This window comes from Streptomyces sp. NPDC021115 (genome assembly GCF_044333065.1).
In the GTDB taxonomy this organism is placed as follows: domain Bacteria; phylum Actinomycetota; class Actinomycetes; order Streptomycetales; family Streptomycetaceae; genus Streptomyces.
The window spans coordinates 42,706-60,663 of the sequence record NZ_JBIRQF010000029.1 but is presented as its reverse complement, the minus strand read 5'-3'; the positions used below and the strand labels follow the sequence as shown (position 1 = coordinate 60,663).

The following is a 17,958-nucleotide window of genomic DNA, read 5'->3' as shown; positions in this document are numbered from 1 at the left end:
CTCGCAAGGTGCACGATGCCGGGGCCACCCTTCGTACGCCGACAACACCGGTATGCGAGTCGCCATCGTGACCGAATCCTTTCCGCCCGACATCAACGGCGTCGCTCATTGCACGCTCCAGACCGCCCAGCATCTCCACCGGCGCGGTCACTCCCCGCTCGTCATCGCTCCCGCGGGCCCGCACGACGGGTCGCCGTCCGACGGGGGCGGGGACGTCGACGGCACGCACCCGTTTCCCGTTGTCCGGATTCCCTCCCTGCCCCTGCCCGGCTATCCGCAGGTGCGCGTCGCGCTGCCCAGCCGCCGGCTCGCCGCGGCGATCACCTCGCACCGCAGCGATCTCGTCCACCTGGCCAGCCCGTTCGTGCTCGGCGCGCGCGGGATGACGGCCGCGCTGCGGCTGCGGATCCCCGCCGTCGCCGTCTACCAGACCGACCTGGGCGGTTACGCCCGTACGTACCTCGGCGCGGGCGAGAACGCGGCCTGGCGCCGGATACGCGCCGTGCACACCGCCGCCGACCGCACCCTCGCCCCGTCCACCGCCGCCGCCCGCGACCTCGACGAGCACGGGGTGCCGCGGGTCGCGCTGTGGCCGCGCGGTGTGGACACCGAGCGCTTCCACCCCTCGCGCCGCGACCCCGAGCTGCGCCGCTCCCTGGCCCCCGGCGGTGAGCTGATCGTCGGCTACGTCGGCCGCCTGGCGCCCGAGAAGAACGTCGAGCTGCTGGCCCCGCTGTGTGCGCTGCCCGGCGTCCGGGTGGTCGTGGTCGGGGATGGCCCGAGCGAGCCCGCGCTGCGCGCCGCCATGCCCGGCGCCCATTTCCTCGGCCGCCGGACCGGCCTCGAGCTGGCCCGCATCTTCGCCTCGCTGGACGTCTTCGCGCACACCGGCCCGCAGGAGACCTTCTGCCAGACCGTGCAGGAGGCGCAGGCCAGCGGCGTGCCGGTGGTCGCGCCCGCCGCGGGTGGCCCGCTGGACCTCGTCGACCACGGCCGTACCGGACTGCTGGTGCCGCCCGGCGACGCGGACGAGGTACGCGACGCCGTATCGCTCCTCGACGCCCACCCCCGGATGCGCGCGGCGCTCGGGCAGGCGGGCCGGGAGGCGGTCGAGGGCCGCACCTGGGCGGCCATCGTCGACCAGCTGATCGACCACTATGCCGAGGTGCTCATGGCCCGTACGGCGGTGGCGGCATGAGCGGGAACACCGACCGGCCCCTGCGCATCGTCCGGCTCGCCAACTTCGTCACCCCCTCCTCAGGCGGTCTGCGCACCGCGCTGCGCGAGCTGGGCGCGGGCTATCAGGCGGCCGGGCACGAGTCTGTCCTGATCGTGCCGGGGGAGCGCGACGCGGACGAGCACACCCGGCAGGGCCGGGTGATCACCCTCCCCGGCCCCGCCGTGCCCGGCACCGGCGGCTACCGGCTGCTGACCGACCGGCGGCGGCTGGCCCGGCTGCTCGACGGGCTCGCGCCCGACCGGCTGGAGGTCTCCGACCGCACCACGCTGCGCTGGACGGGGGAGTGGGCGCGGCGCGCCCGCGTGCCCGCCGTGATGGTCTCCCACGAGAGCGCCGACGCCGTCCTGCGCGCCTGGGGCGTCCCCGAGGCCGCCGCCCGGGGCGCGGCCGACCGGCTGAACCGCCGCACCGCGCGGGCGTACGCGCGGGTCGTGTGCACCACGGAGTGGGCCGAGCGCGAGTTCGTACGCATCGGCGCGCGCAATGTCGTACGCGCCCCCCTGGGCGTCGACCTCGGCCACTTCCACCCGTCCCACTACGACGGTGCCCTGCGCGAGCACTACCGGGGCGCGGCCTCGGTCCTGCTCGCCATGTGCTCCCGGCTGGCGCCCGAGAAGCGGCCTGGCCGCGCGCTCGACACCCTCGCCGAGCTGCGGCGGCGCGGCGTCCGGGCGGCGCTCGTGGTCGCGGGCGACGGCCCGATGCGCCCCCGGCTGGAGGCGCGCGCCCGCGCGGAGGGACTTCCGGCGGTCTTCCTCGGCCACGTCGGCGACCGCTCCCGGCTGGCCGCGCTCCAGGCGAGTGCGGACGTCGTCCTCGCCCCGGGCCCGGCGGAGACCTTCGGCCTCGCCGCACTGGAGGCGCTGGCGTGCGGGTCGCCCGTCGTGGTCAGCGCCCTGTCCGCGCTGCCCGACATCGTCGGCCCGGCGGGCGCGACGGCGGCCGACGGCGGTGCGGCGTTCGCGGACTCCGTCGCCGAGGTCCTGGCCCGCCCCGAGCCCGTACGCCGAGCGACGGCCAGGGCCCGCGCCGAGCGCTACAGCTGGCCCGCGGCGGTCGACGCCTTCCTGGCCGCCCATGACGCGTCCCGCGTCGCATCCGACGACCGGGCCCCGGCCCGCACGGCCCTCGGCGGCCCCCGGTGAGCGCACCCCGCGCCTACCCGGACCACCACCCCGACCAGCTTCCGGCGCCCGACGCGCGGTCCATCCCGGAGGCGTCCGCGAACAGCCCGTCCGTGGTGATCCCGGCCCCGGCCGCCGCGAACGCCAGCCGGGCCGTTGCCGCCGTGCCCGGTGGCTTGGCGGGCCCGGCGGTGGTTTCGGAGATCCGGTGCCCGGTGGCTGCCGGTGGTGTTGCCGTGGGCGACCCGGCGGTGGGAGCGCCCGCTGTAGGCGTACCGGGCGAGCCGGACGGGGACAGTGCCGTGCGCACCGTTCGCTTCGTCGCGCTCGGCGATTCGCTCACCGAGGGGCTCGGGGATCCTGTCGTCGGGGGTGGGTGGCGGGGGTGGGCGGCGTTGCTCGCCGGGACGGCGGGGGAGCCCGGGGGCTTCGTCAACGTCTCCCGCAGCGGCGCGCTCGCCGCCGACGTGGCCGGTGAGCAGCTGGCCGCCGCTCGCCGGGCGCGTCCGCAGCTGGCGTCCGTCGTGGTCGGCATGAACGACACCCTGCGCGACACCTTCGACATCCGCCGGGTCGCCGAGGCCCTGGACGCGACGATCGGCGCGCTGCGCGCCGACGGGACGGTGGTGCTCACCGCGTGCCTGCCCGACCCGGGCCGGATGCTGGGGCTGCCGGACGCGCTGGCCCGGCCGCTGGGGCGGCGTATGCGGGCCGTCAACACGGTGGTGCACGCGCTGTCCGGACGGTACGGGGCGGTGCACGTGGAGCTGACCGAGCAGGGCTGGGTCATGGACCGCGCGGCGTGGAGCGTGGACCGGCTGCATCCGAGCGAGCTGGGACACCGGCTGCTTGCGCGGGAGTTCCACACCGCGCTCACCGCCCGCGGCGTCGCCATGGGCGACCCGCCGCCCACGGCGCTCGACGGCGAGGCGCCCTCGCGTGCCGCGAGCGCCTGGTGGATGGCGACGCGGGGCACGCGCTGGGTCGTGGACCGCTGCACCGATCTGCTGCCGGGGCTCCTCGCGCTGGCGGCGCAGGAGGTCCGTCACCGCCTGCGCGGCACCGGGCAGCTGCTCGACGGCCGCGAACACCGGGCGGCGCTGGCCGCGCTCGCCTCGCTGCCCCGGGCGAAGCCGGCCACGCCCGTCACACCCAGCGCGAAGCGACCGCACGCTGCGACAATGGCGGGATGACCGGTCGCTGGGAATTCTGGATCGACCGCGGCGGCACCTTCACCGATGTCGTCGGGAAGCGCCCGGACGGCCGCCTGGTCACCCGCAAGCTGCTGTCCCACCACCCCGAGCGCACCAGGGACGCGGCCGTCGCCGGCATCCGGCAGACGCTGGGGCTCGGGCCGGACGAGCCGGTACCGGCCGACCGGATCGCCGTCGTCAAGATGGGCACCACCGTCGCGACCAACGCCCTGCTGGAGCGCAAGGGCGAGCCCACGGTGCTCGTCGTCACGGCCGGTTTCCGGGACGCGCTGCGCATCGCGTACCAGAACCGCCCCCGGCTGTTCGACCGCCGGATCGTGCTGCCGGAGGCGCTGTACGACCGGGTGATCGAGGTGCCCGAGCGGGTGGACGCGCACGGCACCGTCGTACGCCCCCTCGACCTCGACGCCGCCACGGAGGCGCTGCGCGCCGCGCACCGCGACGGCTTCCGCAGCGCCGCGGTCGTCCTGACGCACGGCTACCGGTACGCCGCGCACGAGCGCGCGGTGGGCGAGGCGGCCAGCGACCTCGGCTTCACGCAGGTGAGCTGTTCGCATGAGGTGAGTCCGCTGATGAAGCTGGTGTCGCGCGGCGACACCACCGTGGTCGACGCGTACCTCTCGCCGATCCTGCGCCGGTACGTGGAGGACGTGGCCGCCGAGCTGCGCGGCATCCGGCTGATGTTCATGCAGTCCAACGGCGGGCTGCGGGAGGCCGCCCACTTCCGCGGCAAGGACGCCGTGCTGTCGGGGCCGGCGGGCGGAGTGGTGGGCATGGTGCGCTCCTCCGCCGAGGCAGGACACACGGAAGTCATCGGCTTCGACATGGGCGGCACCTCGACCGATGTGTCGCACTACGCGGGCGAGTTCGAGCGGGTCTTCGGGACCGAGGTCGCGGGCGTGCGGATGCGCGCGCCCATGATGAACATCCACACCGTCGCGGCGGGCGGCGGCTCGGTGCTCCACTTCGACGGCCGCCGCTACCGGGTGGGCCCGGACTCGGCCGGTGCCGTCCCCGGCCCCACCTGCTACCGGCGCGGCGGCCCGCTGACCGTGACCGACGCTCAGGTGGTGCTGGGCCGGATCCAGCCCGCCCACTTCCCGGCGGTCTTCGGCCCGCACGCCGACCAGCGGCTGGACGCGGACACGGTACGGGAGCGCTTCGCCCGCCTGGCCGGGGAGATCGAGGAGGCGACGGGCGACCGGCGCGGCCCGGAGGAGGTCGCGGCGGGCTTCCTGGACATCGCGGTGCTCAACATGGCCAACGCGGTCAAGAAGATCTCCGTGCAGCGCGGCCACGACGTCACCCGCTACGCGCTCACCAGCTTCGGCGGGGCGGGCGGCCAGCACGCGTGCGCGGTCGCGGACGCCCTCGGCATCGGCACGGTGATCGTGCCGCCGCTGGCCGGGGTGCTCTCGGCGTACGGCATCGGGGTCGCCGACGCCACCGCGATGCGCGAGCAGGCCGTGGAGACGGAGCTGAACGAGGAGTCGCTGCCCCGGGTGCGCGAGCTGTGCGCGCGGCTGTCCGGCCAGACCCGCGACGAGCTGCTGGCGGACGGCGTTCCGGAGGAGAGCGTGCACACCACGGCCCGGGCCCATCTGCGGTACGCGGGCACCGACGCCGCGCTCCCCGTACCGCTGGACTCCGCCCCCGCGATGACCGACGGCTTCGTACGGGCGCACCGCACGCGCTACGCGTTCACCATGGACAAGCCGCTCGTCGTGGAGGCGGTGTCGGTGGAGGCGGTCGGCGCGGCGGGCCCGGCGGGCGGCCACGCGGTGGAACAGCCGCCCAGGGAGGGCGCCTTGGTGCCGGTGGCGACCGTGGAGACGTTCACCGCAGGCCGGTGGCGGCCCACCGGCCTGTACGAACGCGCCGGGATGCGCCCCGGGGACGCCCTCACCGGCCCCGCGGTCATCGCCGAGGACGACGCGACGACCGTCGTCGACCCCGGCTGGCAGGCGGCCCTGGGCGACCGCGGCCATCTGCTGCTCACCCGGGTGAGGCCCCGGCCGCGTACGTCCGCGGTCGGCACCGGGGTGGACCCGGTGATGCTGGAGGTCTTCAACAGCCTCTTCATGGCCATCGCCGAACAGATGGGCCTGCGCCTGGAGAACACCGCCCACTCCGTCAACATCAAGGAGCGGCTGGACTTCTCGTGCGCCCTGTTCGACGCCGACGGCAACCTCATCGCCAACGCGCCCCACATCCCGGTGCACTTGGGGTCGATGGGCGAGTCCATCAAGGAGGTGCTGCGGCGCAACGGCGATGCCATGCGGCCCGGCGACGTCTACGCCATCAACGACCCGTACCACGGCGGCACCCACCTCCCGGACGTCACGGTCGTCACCCCGGTCTTCGACGACGAAGGGACGCGGCTGCTGTTCCTGGTCGCCTCCCGCGGCCACCACGCCGAGATCGGCGGCATCACCCCCGGCTCCATGCCCGCCTTCAGCCGCACCATCGAGGAGGAGGGCGTCCTCTTCGACAACTGGCTGCTGGTGCGGGACGGCGCGCTGCGCGAGCGCGAGACGCGCGAGCTGCTGACCGCAGGGCCGTACCCCTCCCGCGCCCCGGACGCCAACCTCGCCGATCTGCGCGCCCAGATCGCCGCCAACGAGAAGGGCATCGAGGAACTGCGCCGGATGATCGGCCAGTTCGGCCTGGACGTCGTGCACGCCTACATGGGCCACGTCCAGGACAACGCCGAGGAGTCCGTACGCCGCATCGTCGGCGCCCTCCGGGACGGCTGTTGCGCGTACGAGACCGACAGCGGGGCCGTCATCCGCGTCGCCGTCACCGTCGACCGTGCCGCGCGCGGCGCCGTCCTGGACTTCGCCGGTACGTCGCCGCAGCAGCCGGGCAACGCCAACGCGCCCAGCTCGGTGGTGATGGCGGCCGTGCTGTACGTCTTCCGCACCCTGGTCGCCGAGGACATCCCGCTCAACAGCGGCTGCCTGAAGCCGCTGGAAGTCCGCATCCCCGAGGGCTCGATGCTGGCCCCGGTGTACCCGGCCGCCACGGTCGCCGGAAACGTCGAGACCTCCCAGGCCGTCACCGGCGCCCTCTACGCCGCGCTCGGCGTCCAGGCCGAGGGCTCCGGCACGATGAACAACGTCACCTTCGGCAACGACCGCGTCCAGTACTACGAGACCGTGGCCAGCGGCTCGGGCGCGGGCGACGGCTTCGACGGCGCCGACGCCGTGCAGACCCATATGACCAACTCCCGGCTCACCGACCCCGAAGTCCTGGAGTGGCGCTATCCGGTGCGGGTCGAGAGCTTCGAGGTGCGGCGGGACAGCGGCGGCCGCGGCCACTGGCGCGGCGGCCACGGCGTCACCCGCCGCATCCGCTTCCTGGAGCCGATGACGGTGGCGCTGCTCACCGGCCACCGCCGCGTCGCCCCGTACGGCATGGCGGGCGGCGCGCCGGGCGCGCTCGGCGCCAACCTGATCGAGCGCGCCGACGGCTCGGTGGACCGGCTCACCGGCTGCGACGTGGCCGACGTCGGTGTGGACGACCTCCTCGTCGTCCACACCCCGGGCGGCGGCGGTTACGGCCCGGCGCCGGACCGAGCACCGGACTGAGCGCCGGACCGCGGACGCCGGCCGCCGCATTGGCGGGATCAATTCCGTTTGCGGTCGCGGGGGTGGGAAACCCGATTCGTATCAAGCCCGCCAAACCTCGTTCCCGGGGTCGGCTTCGTACCTCCATCACCACCCACTGGACGCGTCGCACCCCTGTGGGCGAGGGCGGGAATTCGCCACGGCGCATCGCACAGACGTATCGCAGAAGGGGCAGTCATGGATTGGTGGCAGAGCGCGGCATGCGTGGACGAGGACCCGGAGCTGTTCTTCCCGGTGGGGGCGGCCGGACCCGCGGCCCAGGCTCAGCAGGCCCTGGCCAAGGAGGTCTGCCACCGCTGCCCGGTGATGCACCAGTGCCTCGCCTACGCGCTGGACACCGGCGTGACCCACGGCGTGTGGGGCGGCACCGATGAGGAGGAACGCCGGGTGCTGCGCCAGCGGGCGCGGCGTCAGGCGCGCGGCGCACCCTCGCCGGGCCCGGGCGGCCCGGGCGCACCGCCGCGCGGCGGCCAGCCGTCGCACAGCGGCAGGCGCAGGGAGGGGCGGCCCGCCGCCCACGCCGCGCGCAGGCGGTCCGACCAGCGGGCGTCCAGGTAGCCGGTGGCCTGGATCCCGAACACGACGGCCGGGGCCTGCTCGGGCTCCCGGTCGAGAAGGCCGCCGATGACGTCCCGGCGCATCAGCTGCTCGTGCACCGCGTCGGCCTCGATGTGTTCGGTGAAGAACGTGACGCACCGGGGCTCGGCGCCCAGCCGCTCCAGCGCGCGGGCCAGCCGCCGGGCCCCGGGCGACGAGGTGATCTCCAGGGTGGCGAAGTGCCCGGTCATCGCGCCACGCAGCGACCGGTGCAGACCGAGCAGCGACATCAGGTTGACGGTGGCGAGGGTCTCGGCGGGCGCCTGCTCCAGGTAGCGGCCGTAAGCGGGGTCGAGGCCCGCGCCCGCCATCGCCTCGGCGAACAGCCGGGCGTGCACGCGGTCGCCATGGCCCGCGCCGAACTCGTCGTACTCGACCGCCACCAGGGACGCCTTGGCCTGTCCGGTCAGCCGGGGGATCAGCCACGCCTGCGGGTCGGCCTCCTTGAGCTGGTACAGCGACCGGTGCGCCAGATATTCGCGCAGCTGCTCCCAGGTGCCGCGGCTCTTGAGGTGGTGGCTGACGCCGGGCGCGTCCAGCGGTTCGGCCAGCAGCGCGTCCAGCTCACCGGCCACATCCGCGCCCCCGGGCACGGCCTCGCGCAGCGCGCCCAGGAAGCGCTCCTCCAGGGCGGCCCGCAGCCGTAGCAGATCCGGCTGCCACTCCCAGCTCTCGTCGACGCCCGCGAAGCCGCGGTAGTGGAGTTCGTACGCCAGGTACAGCGCGAGCTGAAGGTCCTCGCCGAACGGGTCGGCGTCCCCGGGCTCCGGCAGCCCGGTCGGCGGCGGGGTCCGGCGCAGGGCGCCGCTGACCGCCGCGGACAGCGGGCCGCGCGCCTCCGGCAGCGCGGGCGACGCGGGCGCGCACCCGGTGGGGGGACTCGTCATCGACACCGTCGCACCTCCGCCCTTCCGGTTCCCCCGAGTGCCCCCGGGTGACCCGTCGACGCATCCCGCCGCTCACACCGGCGCGGTTTCGACTGGTGCGGATGAGGTACCTGGGACGGATGCGACTGATTGCGCCTCCCGGGGTGTACGCACCGCAGGACGACACCGCCCTGCTGGCCGAGGCGGTGTGCCGTGAGCCCGCCATGCCGGGCGCCCAGGTGCTGGACATCGGCACGGGCACGGGCGCGCTGGCGCTGCTCGCCGCGCGCTGCGGAGCCGTGGGGGTCGACGCCGTGGACATCTCGGCGCGCGCGGTGCTGGCGGCCTGGCTGAACGCCCGGCTCAGCGGCCAGCCGGTCCGGGTGCGCCTCGGCGGCCTGGCGTCCGTCGCCGCCGGGCGGCGCTTCGACGTCGTCCTGGCGAACCCGCCCTATGTGCCCTCGCCCTCACCCCGCCGCCTCGACCGCGCCGGGGGCGGCCGCGCCTGGAACGCCGGGCCGGACGGCCGGGCGGCGCTGGACCGGCTGTGCGCCCGGATGCCGGGACTGCTGCGCCCACGCGGAGTGCTGCTGCTCGTGCAGTCCGCGCTGAGCGGCGTCGGTACGACGCTGGAGCGGCTGGCCGAGCAGGGGCTGCACGTGGACGTCACCGCACGCCGCGTCGTCCCGTTCGGGCCCGTCCTGCTGCGGCGCGGCCCCTGGCTGGCCTCCCGGGGGCTGATCGGGCCGGGCGACGACAAGGAGGAGCTGGTGGTGATCCGTGCCATCCGTACGACCGAGTGCAGCAGCTGCGCCCGATGAGCCCGCGATGAGCCCGCCTGACGAGAGCCGCCCGGCGCGGCGCGTCATCGTCGACCCCGAGGGGCCGCTGCTGGTCGAGGGACCGGTGGAGGTCGTCCTGGCGGACGGCAGCACGGTCCGCTCCGACCGGATGACGGTCGCGGTGTGCGCCTGCGGCCGCAGCGGCCGCTACCCCTGGTGCGACACCAGTCACCGCCGCCCGGTGCGCACCCGGGACGGCTGACCCGGGCGCGGGCGGCGCAGCGGGGCGAACCGCACCGGGGTGCCGGGGACGGCCTGCGCCGCGTCGGCCAGATACGGCTCCGGTACGACGCCCACCACGGGATAGCCGCCGGTGGTCGGATGGTCGGCGAGGAACAGCACCGGACGGCCGTCGGGCGGCACCTGGAGGGCGCCGAGCACCATGCCCTCGCTGGGCAGCTCGCCCTCCGTGGCGCGCTCCAGCGCCGGGCCCTCGGTGCGCAGTCCGATCCGGTTGCTCGCGGCCGCGACCCGGAAGCGGCCGGTGGTGAGGGTGCGCAGCCCGGCGGCGGTGAACCAGTCGTCGCGCGGACCGAGCACCACCGGAAGCACCAGCTCCGGCACGATGCCCGCGTACGGGACCCAGTCCACCGCCGGGGCCGGTCCGTACGGCGCGCCGAGCCGCAGCACCGCGCCGTCGGCGAGCGGTGCCGGTCCGAGCCCCGAGAGCACGTCGGTGGAGCGGCTGCCGAGCACCGGCTCGGCGTCGACCCCGCCCCCGAACGCCACGTACGCGCGCACCCCGTGCGGGGCCGCGCCGACGTCCAGCACGGTGCCCGCCGGGAGCCGCACCGGCGCGCCCCAGGCGGCGGGACGGCCGTCGGCGGTGACCGGGCAGGGGGCGCCGGTGACCGCCACGGTCGCCGCGCGGCGGAGCCGTACGGCGCATCCGTTCAGCGTGGTCTCCAGGGTGGCCGCGTCCTCCGGGTTGCCGACGAGACGGTTCGCCAGCCGGTGCGCGGGCCCGTCGAGGGCGCCGGAGCGGGGCACGCCCAGATGGGCGTGGCCCGCGCGCCCCAGATCCTGGACGGTGGTCAGCGCGCCCGCCCGGACGACCGCGAAGGCGCTGTCGGTCACTGTGTCCTCCCATCAGAACCGGCCGGTTCCGCCATGACGAAGCGGACGCGGGTGCCGGGCGTGAGCAGCGCGGCCGGATCGCGCGCGGTGTCCCACAGCACCGCGTCCGTGGTGCCGATGAGCTGCCAGCCACCGGGGGAGGAGCGCGGATAGACGCCGGTGTACGGGCCCGCGAGGGCGACGGAGCCGACCGGGACCCTGGTCCGCGGGGTGGCGTGGCGGGGCATCTGGTACCGGTCGGGCAGGCCGGTCAGATAGCCGAAGCCGGGGGCGAACCCGCAGAAGGCGACCCGGAATTCGGTACCGGAGTGGATCGCCGCGGCCTCGGCGGGCGTGACGCCCCAGGCCGCAGCGACCCCGGCGAGGTCGGGGCCGTCGTAGACGACCGGTATCTCGACGGTCCGCACCCGGTCCCTGGTGAGCGGCGGGATCGGCCAGCCGGGCAGCTCGGCGGCGAGCCGGGCGGGGTCGTCGAGACCGTCGAGGAACACGGTCCGCGCGGCGGGCACGATCTCGGTCACGGCGGGCAGTTCGCCGGCCGCCGCGCGGCGCAGGATCTCCGCGTGCAGCGCCTGGGCCGCTTCGCCGCTGTCGAGTTCGACGAGCAGCCCGTGGTCGCCGACGGGCAGGACGCGCGTGCCGGGCGGCGGGGCCCCGGCCTCGCCGTCGGCTCCCGCCGTCCGTACGGGCGTGGCACCACCGGTCACGTGAACGCCTCCACCCGCACGCCAGCGGCCTCGAGTTCGCTCCGTACCCGCCGGGCCAGGCCGACGGCGCCCGGGGTGTCGCCGTGCAGACACAGCGACCGCGCGGCGACCTCGACCCGCTGCCCGTCGAGCGACGTCACCGCCCGGTCGCGGGCGATCATCAGGGAGCGCTTCACGACGGCACCGGAGTCGGTGACGACCGAGCCGGGCTCGCGGCGCGGTACGAGCGTCCCCCCGGCCGTGTACGCGCGGTCGGCGAACGCCTCGGCGACGACCGGCAGTCCGGCCGCGCCCGCCGCCTCGTGCAGCCGCGAGCCGGGCAGGCCGAGGACGGGCAGAGCCGTCTCCCCGCCCGCCAGACGCACCCCTTCCACGACGGCCGCTGCCTGCTCCGCGTCGTGCGCGCAGCGGTTGTAGAGCGCCCCATGGGGTTTGACGTAGGTGACGCGGATGCCCGCCGAGCGGGCGAACACCTCCAACGCGCCGATCTGGTAGGCGATCTCGTCGGCCAGCTCGTCCGGCGGTACGTCCATGGCACGCCGCCCGAACCCCGCGAGGTCCCGGTAGGAGACCTGCGCCCCGACGCGGACGCCGCGTTCGGCGGCCAGGTCGCACACCCGCCGCATGGTGGACGGGTCACCGGCATGGAAGCCGCAGGCGACATTGGCGCTGGTGACGACGGACAGCAGCGCCTCGTCGTCGGTGAGCCGCCAGTGGCCGAAGCCCTCGCCGAGGTCGGCGTTGAGGTCCATCGGCGCGCCGAACGCTGCGTCGGTCATCGCTCCTCCGGAGGTCGGTGGTCGGGGGGTGAGGACGGGCGGTGGGTCATTGCCGGCGGTACTCCTCGTCCCGTACGTCCGTCACGAGCATCCGGCCCGGTGAGTGGGTGATCGCGAAGGGCGGACGGGAGGCCATGACGGCTGCCTGCGGCGTCACCCCGCAGGCCCAGAACACCGGGACGTCGCCCGTCCGGAACTCTACCGAGTCGCCGAAGTCGGGCCGGGAGAGATCGCGGATGCCGAGCAGGGCCGGGTCCCCTTCGTGTACGGGGGCGCCGTGCACGGCGGGCATCGCCCCGGTCACCTCGCGGGCGAGGGGGACCAGCCCGGCGGGTATCGGTCGCATGGAGACCACCATCGGGCCCGCGAGCCGCCCGGCCGGACGGCACTGGCGGTCCGTCACGTACATGGGCACGTTGCGGCCCTGCTCGATGTGGCGCAGCGGCACCCCCGCGGCGGCGAGCGCCGTCTCGAAGGTGAAGCTGCACCCGATGAGGAAGGCGACCAGATCCTCCCGCCAGTGGGCGGTCACCTCGGCCGGTTCGGCGACGAGTTCGCCGTGCTCCCAGACGCGGTAGCCGGGGAAGTCGGTGCGCAGGTCGGCGCCGTCGGCCAGCCTGGTGGTGACGGAGCCGGGCGCGGTGGTGTCGAGGACCGGACAGGGGGCCGGGTTGCGGCGGCAGAAGAGCCCCACGTCCTCCGCCCAGTCGGCCGGGACGGCGACGAGGTTGACCTGTGCGTAGCCCGGAGCCCATCCGGCCGTCGGCGAGGAGAGGCCGGACCGGAACAGCTCGCGTGCGCGGGCGGGATCGGTGGGAGGTGTGGTGACGCTCATCTCGTGCTCCCTTTCGTTTCGGCCGTCCGCCGTCACAGCAGTTCGCGGCCGCGGGTCTCCGGCAGGCCGAGGAGGGCGAGGACGGCGATGCCGTAGGCCACGGCGCCGAACACCAGCGCGCCGCCGACACCCCAGCCACCGGCGAGGTATCCGACGAGGGTCGGGAAGAACGCGCCCACGGCGCGGCCGGTGTTGTAGGTGAAGCCCTGCCCGGTGCCGCGGACCGCCGTGGGGTACAGCTCGCTGAGGAACGAGCCGAAGCCGCTGAAGATGGCCGACATGCAGAAGCCCAGCGGGAAGCCGAGGACCAGCAGCAGGGTGTTCGCCCCGCTCGGGATGTTGGTGTAGAGGAGGATGCAGCCCGCGGAGAGGAAGGCGAACAGCGCGATGGTCTTCTTCCGGCCCAGCCGGTCGGTGAGGTAGCCGCCGGTGAGGTAACCGGTGAAGGCGCCCGAGATCAGGGACGTCAGATAGCCGCCGGTGCCGACGACCGTGAGGCCCCGCTCCTCCTTGAGGAACGTCGGGACCCAGGTGGCGAGCGTGTAGTAGCCGCCCTGGACCCCGGTGGCGAGCAGCGAGGCGAAGACCGTGGTCTTGAGGAGCCCCGGGCGGAAGATCTCGGCGAACGAACCGCGCTCCGTGGCGCCGACCCGCTGTTCGGTGGCCTGGGGCGCGTCGGTGACGTTCCTGCGGATGTAGAAGACGAGCAGGGCGGGGAGGGCGCCGGTCCAGAACATCACGCGCCAGGCGAGGTCCTGGTCGACGAACTGGAAGACGAGGGTGTAGACGATCACCGCGAGGGCCCAGCCGACCGCCCAGGAGCTCTGGATGAAGGCGAGCGTGCGGCCGCGGTGCTTGGCGGACGCGTACTCGGCCACGAGGATCGCGCCGACCGCCCACTCACCGCCGAACCCGAGCCCCTGGAAGGCGCGCAGTACCAGCAGCGCTTCGTAATTGGGCGCGAACCCGCAGGCCACGGTGAAGACCGCGTACGTGGCCACCGTGATCATCAGCGCCTTCACCCGGCCGATCCGGTCGGCCAGGATCCCGGCGAGCGCGCCGCCCACGGCGGAGACCACGAGGGTGACCGTGGTGAGCAGCCCGGTCTGGTCGCTGCTGAGCCCGTAGTACGCCGCGATGGCGACCATGCTCAGCGGCAGGGCGAAGAAGTCGTACGAGTCCAGGGCGTAGCCGCCGAAGGCGCCGTTGAAGGCGCGGCGGCCACGGGGTCCGAGGTCGCGGCGCCAGGCGAAGGCGCCGCTGTCCTCGGCGCCCGGGGCGGCGGGGCGGGATGTCGGCGTTGTCGGGGACGTGCTCATGGCCACCTCGCAGAGAGGGATGTGTGGCAGAGGAGTGGAGGTCGCCCGGGCGGGTCGGGCTTGCCGGTCAACGTAGAGGATCGTTGAACGATCCGGCAATACCCATGTTGTTTCGTTCTTCTTTCTGCGGTTGACTGGCCGTATACAGGGGGCAACGGGCGGCGCGGGCGAGAAGAGAAGAGGGCACGTGGGGAAGAACGGAGCCGGTCAGGCGGCGTTCGCCGGGCTGGCGGACGACCGTGCCCTGCTGGGGCGCACCAGCACCGCCGAGCGGGTCGCCGACATCCTGCGCACCCGCATCACGGACGGCTTCATCCTGCCCGGCTCACGGCTGTCGGAGGACAGCATCGGCGGCGCGCTCGGCATCTCCCGCAACACCCTGCGCGAGGCGTTCCGGCTGCTCACCCACGAACGCCTGCTCGTCCACGAACTCAACCGCGGTGTCTTCGTCCGGGTGCTCGCGGTCGAGGACGTCGTGGACATCTACCGGGTGCGGCAGCTCGTCGAATGCGCGGCCCTGCGCGGGCTCGGCGTACCGCCCTACCCCCTCGACGCGCTGCGCCAGGCCGTGGCGGCGGGCGACCAGGCAGCCCACGACGCCGCCTGGCGGGATCTCGGCACCGCCAACATCCGCTTCCACCAGGGGATCGTCGCCCTGGCGGGCAGCCCGCGCACCGACGAGCTCATGCGGGGCGTGCTGGCCGAACTCCGCCTCGTCTTCCACACCATGGACGACCCCCGGCGCTTCCACGAGCCCTACCTCGACCGCAACCGCCAGATGCTGCGGGCACTGGAGGACGGCGACGCGCCGGGCGCCGAGCGGCTGCTCGCCGCCTACCTGGAGGACTCGCTCGCGCAGCTCTCCGAGGCGTACACCCAGCGCATCGGCTGACCTTCGCCCCGGCCGGCGCCCCGCCGGAGGGAACGTCCGCGAAGCCGTAGACTGTCCGGTCGGTGAGTCAGCGGGGACGCGCCGGTGTACGGGCGGGCGTCACGCCCCGACATAGCGGGATCTCCGCGCCGTTTCGTGCGTTGTCGGTGCGACCGCCTAATCTGTGCGACGTGACATCTCCACCCCCTGGGGCCGCCACTGCGCCCCAGCTCAACGGCCATGACGGGACAGCCCGCCCGGCGCCGGGACCGGCCGCCGACGAGGGCCTGGCCCGGCGGCTGCGCGCGCTCGCGTGCACCGCGCCGCTCCATGACCTGGACACCCGCAAGGCCAACCTCGCGGGCGAGTACGGGGTGTACGCGATGGCCGAGGTCGCCCTCGCCGCCATCGACCTGGTCACGCTCAACATGGACTTCGACACCGGCGCCGACCACGAACAGATAGTGGCCAGGCTGCTGCCCCGCGTCGCCGCCCAGGCCCCGGAGCGGCCCGTCGCCCAACACGAGCGCGTCGCCCGCTGGGTGCTGGAGAACCTGATCAACGTCGGCAGCGTGGACCGCGGCTTTCGCGCCGTTTACGGCACGTTCGGCGCCGACGGTGCGTATGTCCGGCGTGACTACGACTTCAAGCTGATCGAGGAAGTGCCGGGCCCCGGTGGCAGCGTCTATCTGCGCACCACCGACGAAGCGGTCAACGTCCTGGTCGGCGCCCTCGACACGGACGTCACCAGCGCCCAGATCGCCGCCGAGGTCAAGCTCGAAGTCCTCATCAGCCGCGGCCGCCTCGCCGACGCCCAACTCGCCGCCGAGCAGGCCCGCTACCGCACCGTCCAGTACTCCGAGACGCTGCGCCGCACGCTCGACGCGACCCGGCGCAACGTCCGCGCGGTCGACTGGCTGCGCACCGTCCCCGAGATGATCACCGAGGCGCTGGACCACGTCGCCGACCGCTACCGCCACGAGAACGCGATCCTCACCAACATCCGCAAGGCGCGCGACGAGGCCGAGGGCGCGGAGCACAAGCGGCGCGCCGCCGAACTGGTCGACATCGTCAAGGACTGCATCCGGCGCCACACCCAACTCCAGTCCCGGCTGCTGGAGGCCGGTCCGCTGTTCCGCGCCGAGCAGGACCGCCAGGCGTTCGCCCCGCCCGCCGCGCGCGCCGGACTCGACCTGTACGGACAGCTCCTGGCCCCGATCCTGCCGCTCCCCGTCGAGCGGGCGGGCCGCGTCACCGACGCGTTCTTCGCCCGCGGCACCGGAATGCGGACGCCGACCTCCGTCCGCGTCGGCGACCTGGTCGACATGCTCCTCACCCCGCCCGTCGAGCGCGAGCACCTCGGCGCGGAGATGCCCGAACCGGACCTCATCGCGACCCCCGACGACAGCCGCTTCAGCGAGGAACAGCTCGCGGTCGCCATGGAGCTCCTCGACCTCCCCGCCGACGCCCCGCGCCGCCTCTCCGGCCTCCTCGCCGACGCCCGCCGCCGCGACCCCGACCTGCCCTACCTGATCGCCCTCCTGGCCGTCCACGCCGCCAGCCCCCCGGTCGGCACCGCCTACCGCCAGGGCGAACAGCGCCTGCTGTTCGCCGTGGACGACGGCGCCGAGCTGACGGACCCCGAATTCGGCGGCGCCGACCTCATCGTCGGCACCGCCCTCCTGGACGCCGCGAGCATGGCCGCGGACCGCACGGAGGTGGCGTAGATGGCTCCCGAGGCCACCCCGCCGCCCCCGCGCGCCGCCGCGGCGCGCTCCGGGGCGGTCGCCCCGAGACCGCCGCGCGCCGCCGCGCCCGCGCGCCGTGCCGGGCAGGAGGCCCCGGCGCCTCGCACCGCCCCGGCGCCGTCGCGGGACCGTGCGGGCCGCGGCGGGACCTTCGCCGCACACCGTGAGAACGCACCGTGCAAGGAGCCTCAGCCGTGACCGAGTACGACGCCGCCGACGACGTGGCACAGTCCGAGCCGACCGCCGCGCCCAGCGGTCCGGCGGGTGGCGGGGTCACGCCCGCCGACGCGGCCGACGCGGCGCGGCTGGTGTCCTTCGGGCTCCAGCCCAAGCTGCTGCCCGCCCGGGACGTCGAGTACGCCGAGCTGCTGCGCCGCTACCGCGACGAACCGGCCTTCGCCCGCCTCGCCGACGCCGTCGCCGCCGGGCTCGGCCTCATCGTGCTGGAGGTGTCCACCCGCGCCGGGATGGCCGTGACCGCCGCCGAGGACTCCGTCTTCGCCGTCCGCATGGGCGACTACGCCCGCCGCGCCGCCAGCGACTCCGCCGACCGCTTCCTGCACGGGCTCGCCCATCTCGCGGTCGCCGCCATGGCGTTCCCGCGCCCCGAGGACCTGGCCGACGACGGGTACATCGGCCGGGTCACCGTCAACGGCGTCGACACCTTCGTACGGCAGGCCTGCGCCCGCCTGGAGGAGCGCGCCGAGGAGCAGGGCGAGAACACCGACCCGGCCACCGACGCGCCCGGCCTGGAGGCCGCCTGGCGGGTCTACGCGCGGCGCAGCGCCACCGGCGCGACCAAGGACGCGCGGCGGCTGGCCGGTTCGACGACCGGCATCATCGGCAAGGCCGTCGCGTTCCTCGTCGACTCCGGGTTCCTCCAGCGCACCGGGGACGAGTCCGGCGGCACGTACCGCACCACCGCCCGCTACCAGCTCCAGGTGCGGGACATGGCGGCCGGTGCCGCCATGTCCGAGCTGCTGGCCCTCGGCGTCGTGCCGGTCGCCGACGGCAGCGCCACGCTCCTGCCGCCGGAGGAGGGCGACGCCCTCGACCTCGTCGCCGACGCCGGTCTGCCCTTCCACTCCTGATCCTCACCTCCCACGACAA

Annotated in this window: 16 protein-coding genes and 1 pseudogene; 10 read left to right on the top strand and 7 right to left on the bottom strand. The window is 74.9% G+C overall.

The features are described from left to right. Positions 1–52: 52 nt before the first annotated feature. Positions 53–1,198, top strand: a complete 1,146-nt coding sequence (locus ACH4TL_RS43505; protein WP_398330533.1) for a glycosyltransferase family 4 protein — start codon at positions 53–55, stop codon at positions 1,196–1,198. Next, entirely contained in the window at positions 1,195–2,385 is a 1,191-nt protein-coding gene (locus tag ACH4TL_RS43500) for a glycosyltransferase (protein ID WP_398330531.1), read from the top strand. Before ACH4TL_RS43505 ends, ACH4TL_RS43500 begins: the two co-directional genes overlap by 4 nt. A gap of 13 nt (positions 2,386–2,398) precedes the next feature. Here the strand turns inward: ACH4TL_RS43500 and ACH4TL_RS43495 are convergent, their stop codons facing one another. Further along, a complete protein-coding gene (locus ACH4TL_RS43495) occupies positions 2,399–2,674 on the bottom strand; it encodes a hypothetical protein (protein ID WP_398330528.1) in 276 nt (91 codons plus the stop codon). Here ACH4TL_RS43495 and ACH4TL_RS43490 point away from each other — a divergent pair. The 3 genes and pseudogenes from ACH4TL_RS43490 to ACH4TL_RS43480 all read left to right on the top strand — a co-directional run. Further along, positions 2,667–3,557, top strand: a complete 891-nt coding sequence (locus ACH4TL_RS43490; protein WP_398330525.1) for an SGNH/GDSL hydrolase family protein — start codon at positions 2,667–2,669, stop codon at positions 3,555–3,557. The genes ACH4TL_RS43495 and ACH4TL_RS43490 overlap by 8 nt on opposite strands. Continuing rightward, positions 3,554–7,168, top strand: coding sequence for a hydantoinase B/oxoprolinase family protein (locus ACH4TL_RS43485; RefSeq protein WP_398330522.1), 3,615 nt, complete (start codon positions 3,554–3,556; stop codon positions 7,166–7,168). The genes ACH4TL_RS43490 and ACH4TL_RS43485 overlap by 4 nt, the downstream gene beginning before the upstream one ends. A gap of 216 nt (positions 7,169–7,384) precedes the next feature. Next, positions 7,385–7,633 (top strand): annotated as a pseudogene (locus ACH4TL_RS43480) (WhiB family transcriptional regulator); the annotation flags it as partial. Here the strand turns inward: ACH4TL_RS43480 and ACH4TL_RS43475 are convergent. Further along, entirely contained in the window at positions 7,618–8,691 is a 1,074-nt protein-coding gene (locus ACH4TL_RS43475; protein WP_398330519.1) for an iron-containing redox enzyme family protein, read from the bottom strand. The pseudogene ACH4TL_RS43480 and the gene ACH4TL_RS43475 overlap by 16 nt on opposite strands. 119 nt (positions 8,692–8,810) lie before the next feature. Between ACH4TL_RS43475 and ACH4TL_RS43470 the strand changes: the two genes are divergently transcribed. Together ACH4TL_RS43470 and ACH4TL_RS43465 are read left to right on the top strand one after the other, a co-directional pair. After that, positions 8,811–9,491, top strand: coding sequence for a HemK2/MTQ2 family protein methyltransferase (locus tag ACH4TL_RS43470; protein ID WP_398330516.1), 681 nt, complete (start codon positions 8,811–8,813; stop codon positions 9,489–9,491). 7 nt (positions 9,492–9,498) lie between these two features. Next, on the top strand, positions 9,499–9,714 hold the full coding sequence (locus tag ACH4TL_RS43465) for a CDGSH iron-sulfur domain-containing protein (protein WP_398330513.1): 216 nt from the start codon (positions 9,499–9,501) through the stop codon (positions 9,712–9,714). Here ACH4TL_RS43465 and ACH4TL_RS43460 read toward each other — a convergent pair. The 5 genes from ACH4TL_RS43460 to ACH4TL_RS43440 form a co-directional block, all read right to left on the bottom strand. Next, positions 9,681–10,589: a biotin-dependent carboxyltransferase family protein gene (locus tag ACH4TL_RS43460; protein WP_398330510.1), complete on the bottom strand. Its 909-nt coding sequence runs from the start codon at positions 10,587–10,589 to the stop codon at positions 9,681–9,683. The two genes, ACH4TL_RS43465 and ACH4TL_RS43460, sit on opposite strands and share 34 nt — an antisense overlap. Further along, complete coding sequence (gene pxpB, locus ACH4TL_RS43455) at positions 10,586–11,218, bottom strand: 5-oxoprolinase subunit PxpB (RefSeq protein ID WP_398330584.1); 633 nt, start codon at positions 11,216–11,218, stop codon at positions 10,586–10,588. Before pxpB ends, ACH4TL_RS43460 begins: the two co-directional genes overlap by 4 nt. Before the next feature lie 74 nt (positions 11,219–11,292). Further along, positions 11,293–12,075 (bottom strand): LamB/YcsF family protein, encoded by a 783-nt coding sequence (locus tag ACH4TL_RS43450; RefSeq protein ID WP_398330507.1) that lies wholly within the window; start codon positions 12,073–12,075, stop codon positions 11,293–11,295. 46 nt (positions 12,076–12,121) lie between these two features. Further along, positions 12,122–12,910, bottom strand: coding sequence for a putative hydro-lyase (locus ACH4TL_RS43445; protein ID WP_398330504.1), 789 nt, complete (start codon positions 12,908–12,910; stop codon positions 12,122–12,124). Between the two features lie 32 nt (positions 12,911–12,942). Next, the gene (locus tag ACH4TL_RS43440) at positions 12,943–14,229 is read right to left on the bottom strand and encodes an MFS transporter (protein WP_398330502.1); all 1,287 of its coding nucleotides are present in this window, start codon (positions 14,227–14,229) and stop codon (positions 12,943–12,945) included. 187 nt (positions 14,230–14,416) lie between these two features. Here ACH4TL_RS43440 and ACH4TL_RS43435 point away from each other — a divergent pair, with 187 nt between their 5' ends. The 3 genes from ACH4TL_RS43435 (at position 14,417) to ACH4TL_RS43425 (ending at position 17,939) form a co-directional block, all read left to right on the top strand. Beyond that, positions 14,417–15,121: a GntR family transcriptional regulator gene (locus tag ACH4TL_RS43435; protein WP_398330499.1), complete on the top strand. Its 705-nt coding sequence runs from the start codon at positions 14,417–14,419 to the stop codon at positions 15,119–15,121. A 170-nt stretch (positions 15,122–15,291) separates the two neighbouring features. Continuing rightward, positions 15,292–16,827 carry a hypothetical protein gene (locus ACH4TL_RS43430; protein ID WP_398330496.1) on the top strand — a complete coding sequence of 512 codons (1,536 nt, stop codon included), beginning with the start codon at positions 15,292–15,294 and terminating at the stop codon, positions 16,825–16,827. Positions 16,828–17,069: 242 nt separating this feature from the next. After that, a complete protein-coding gene (locus ACH4TL_RS43425) occupies positions 17,070–17,939 on the top strand; it encodes a hypothetical protein (protein WP_398330581.1) in 870 nt (289 codons plus the stop codon). Positions 17,940–17,958 lie beyond the last annotated feature (19 nt).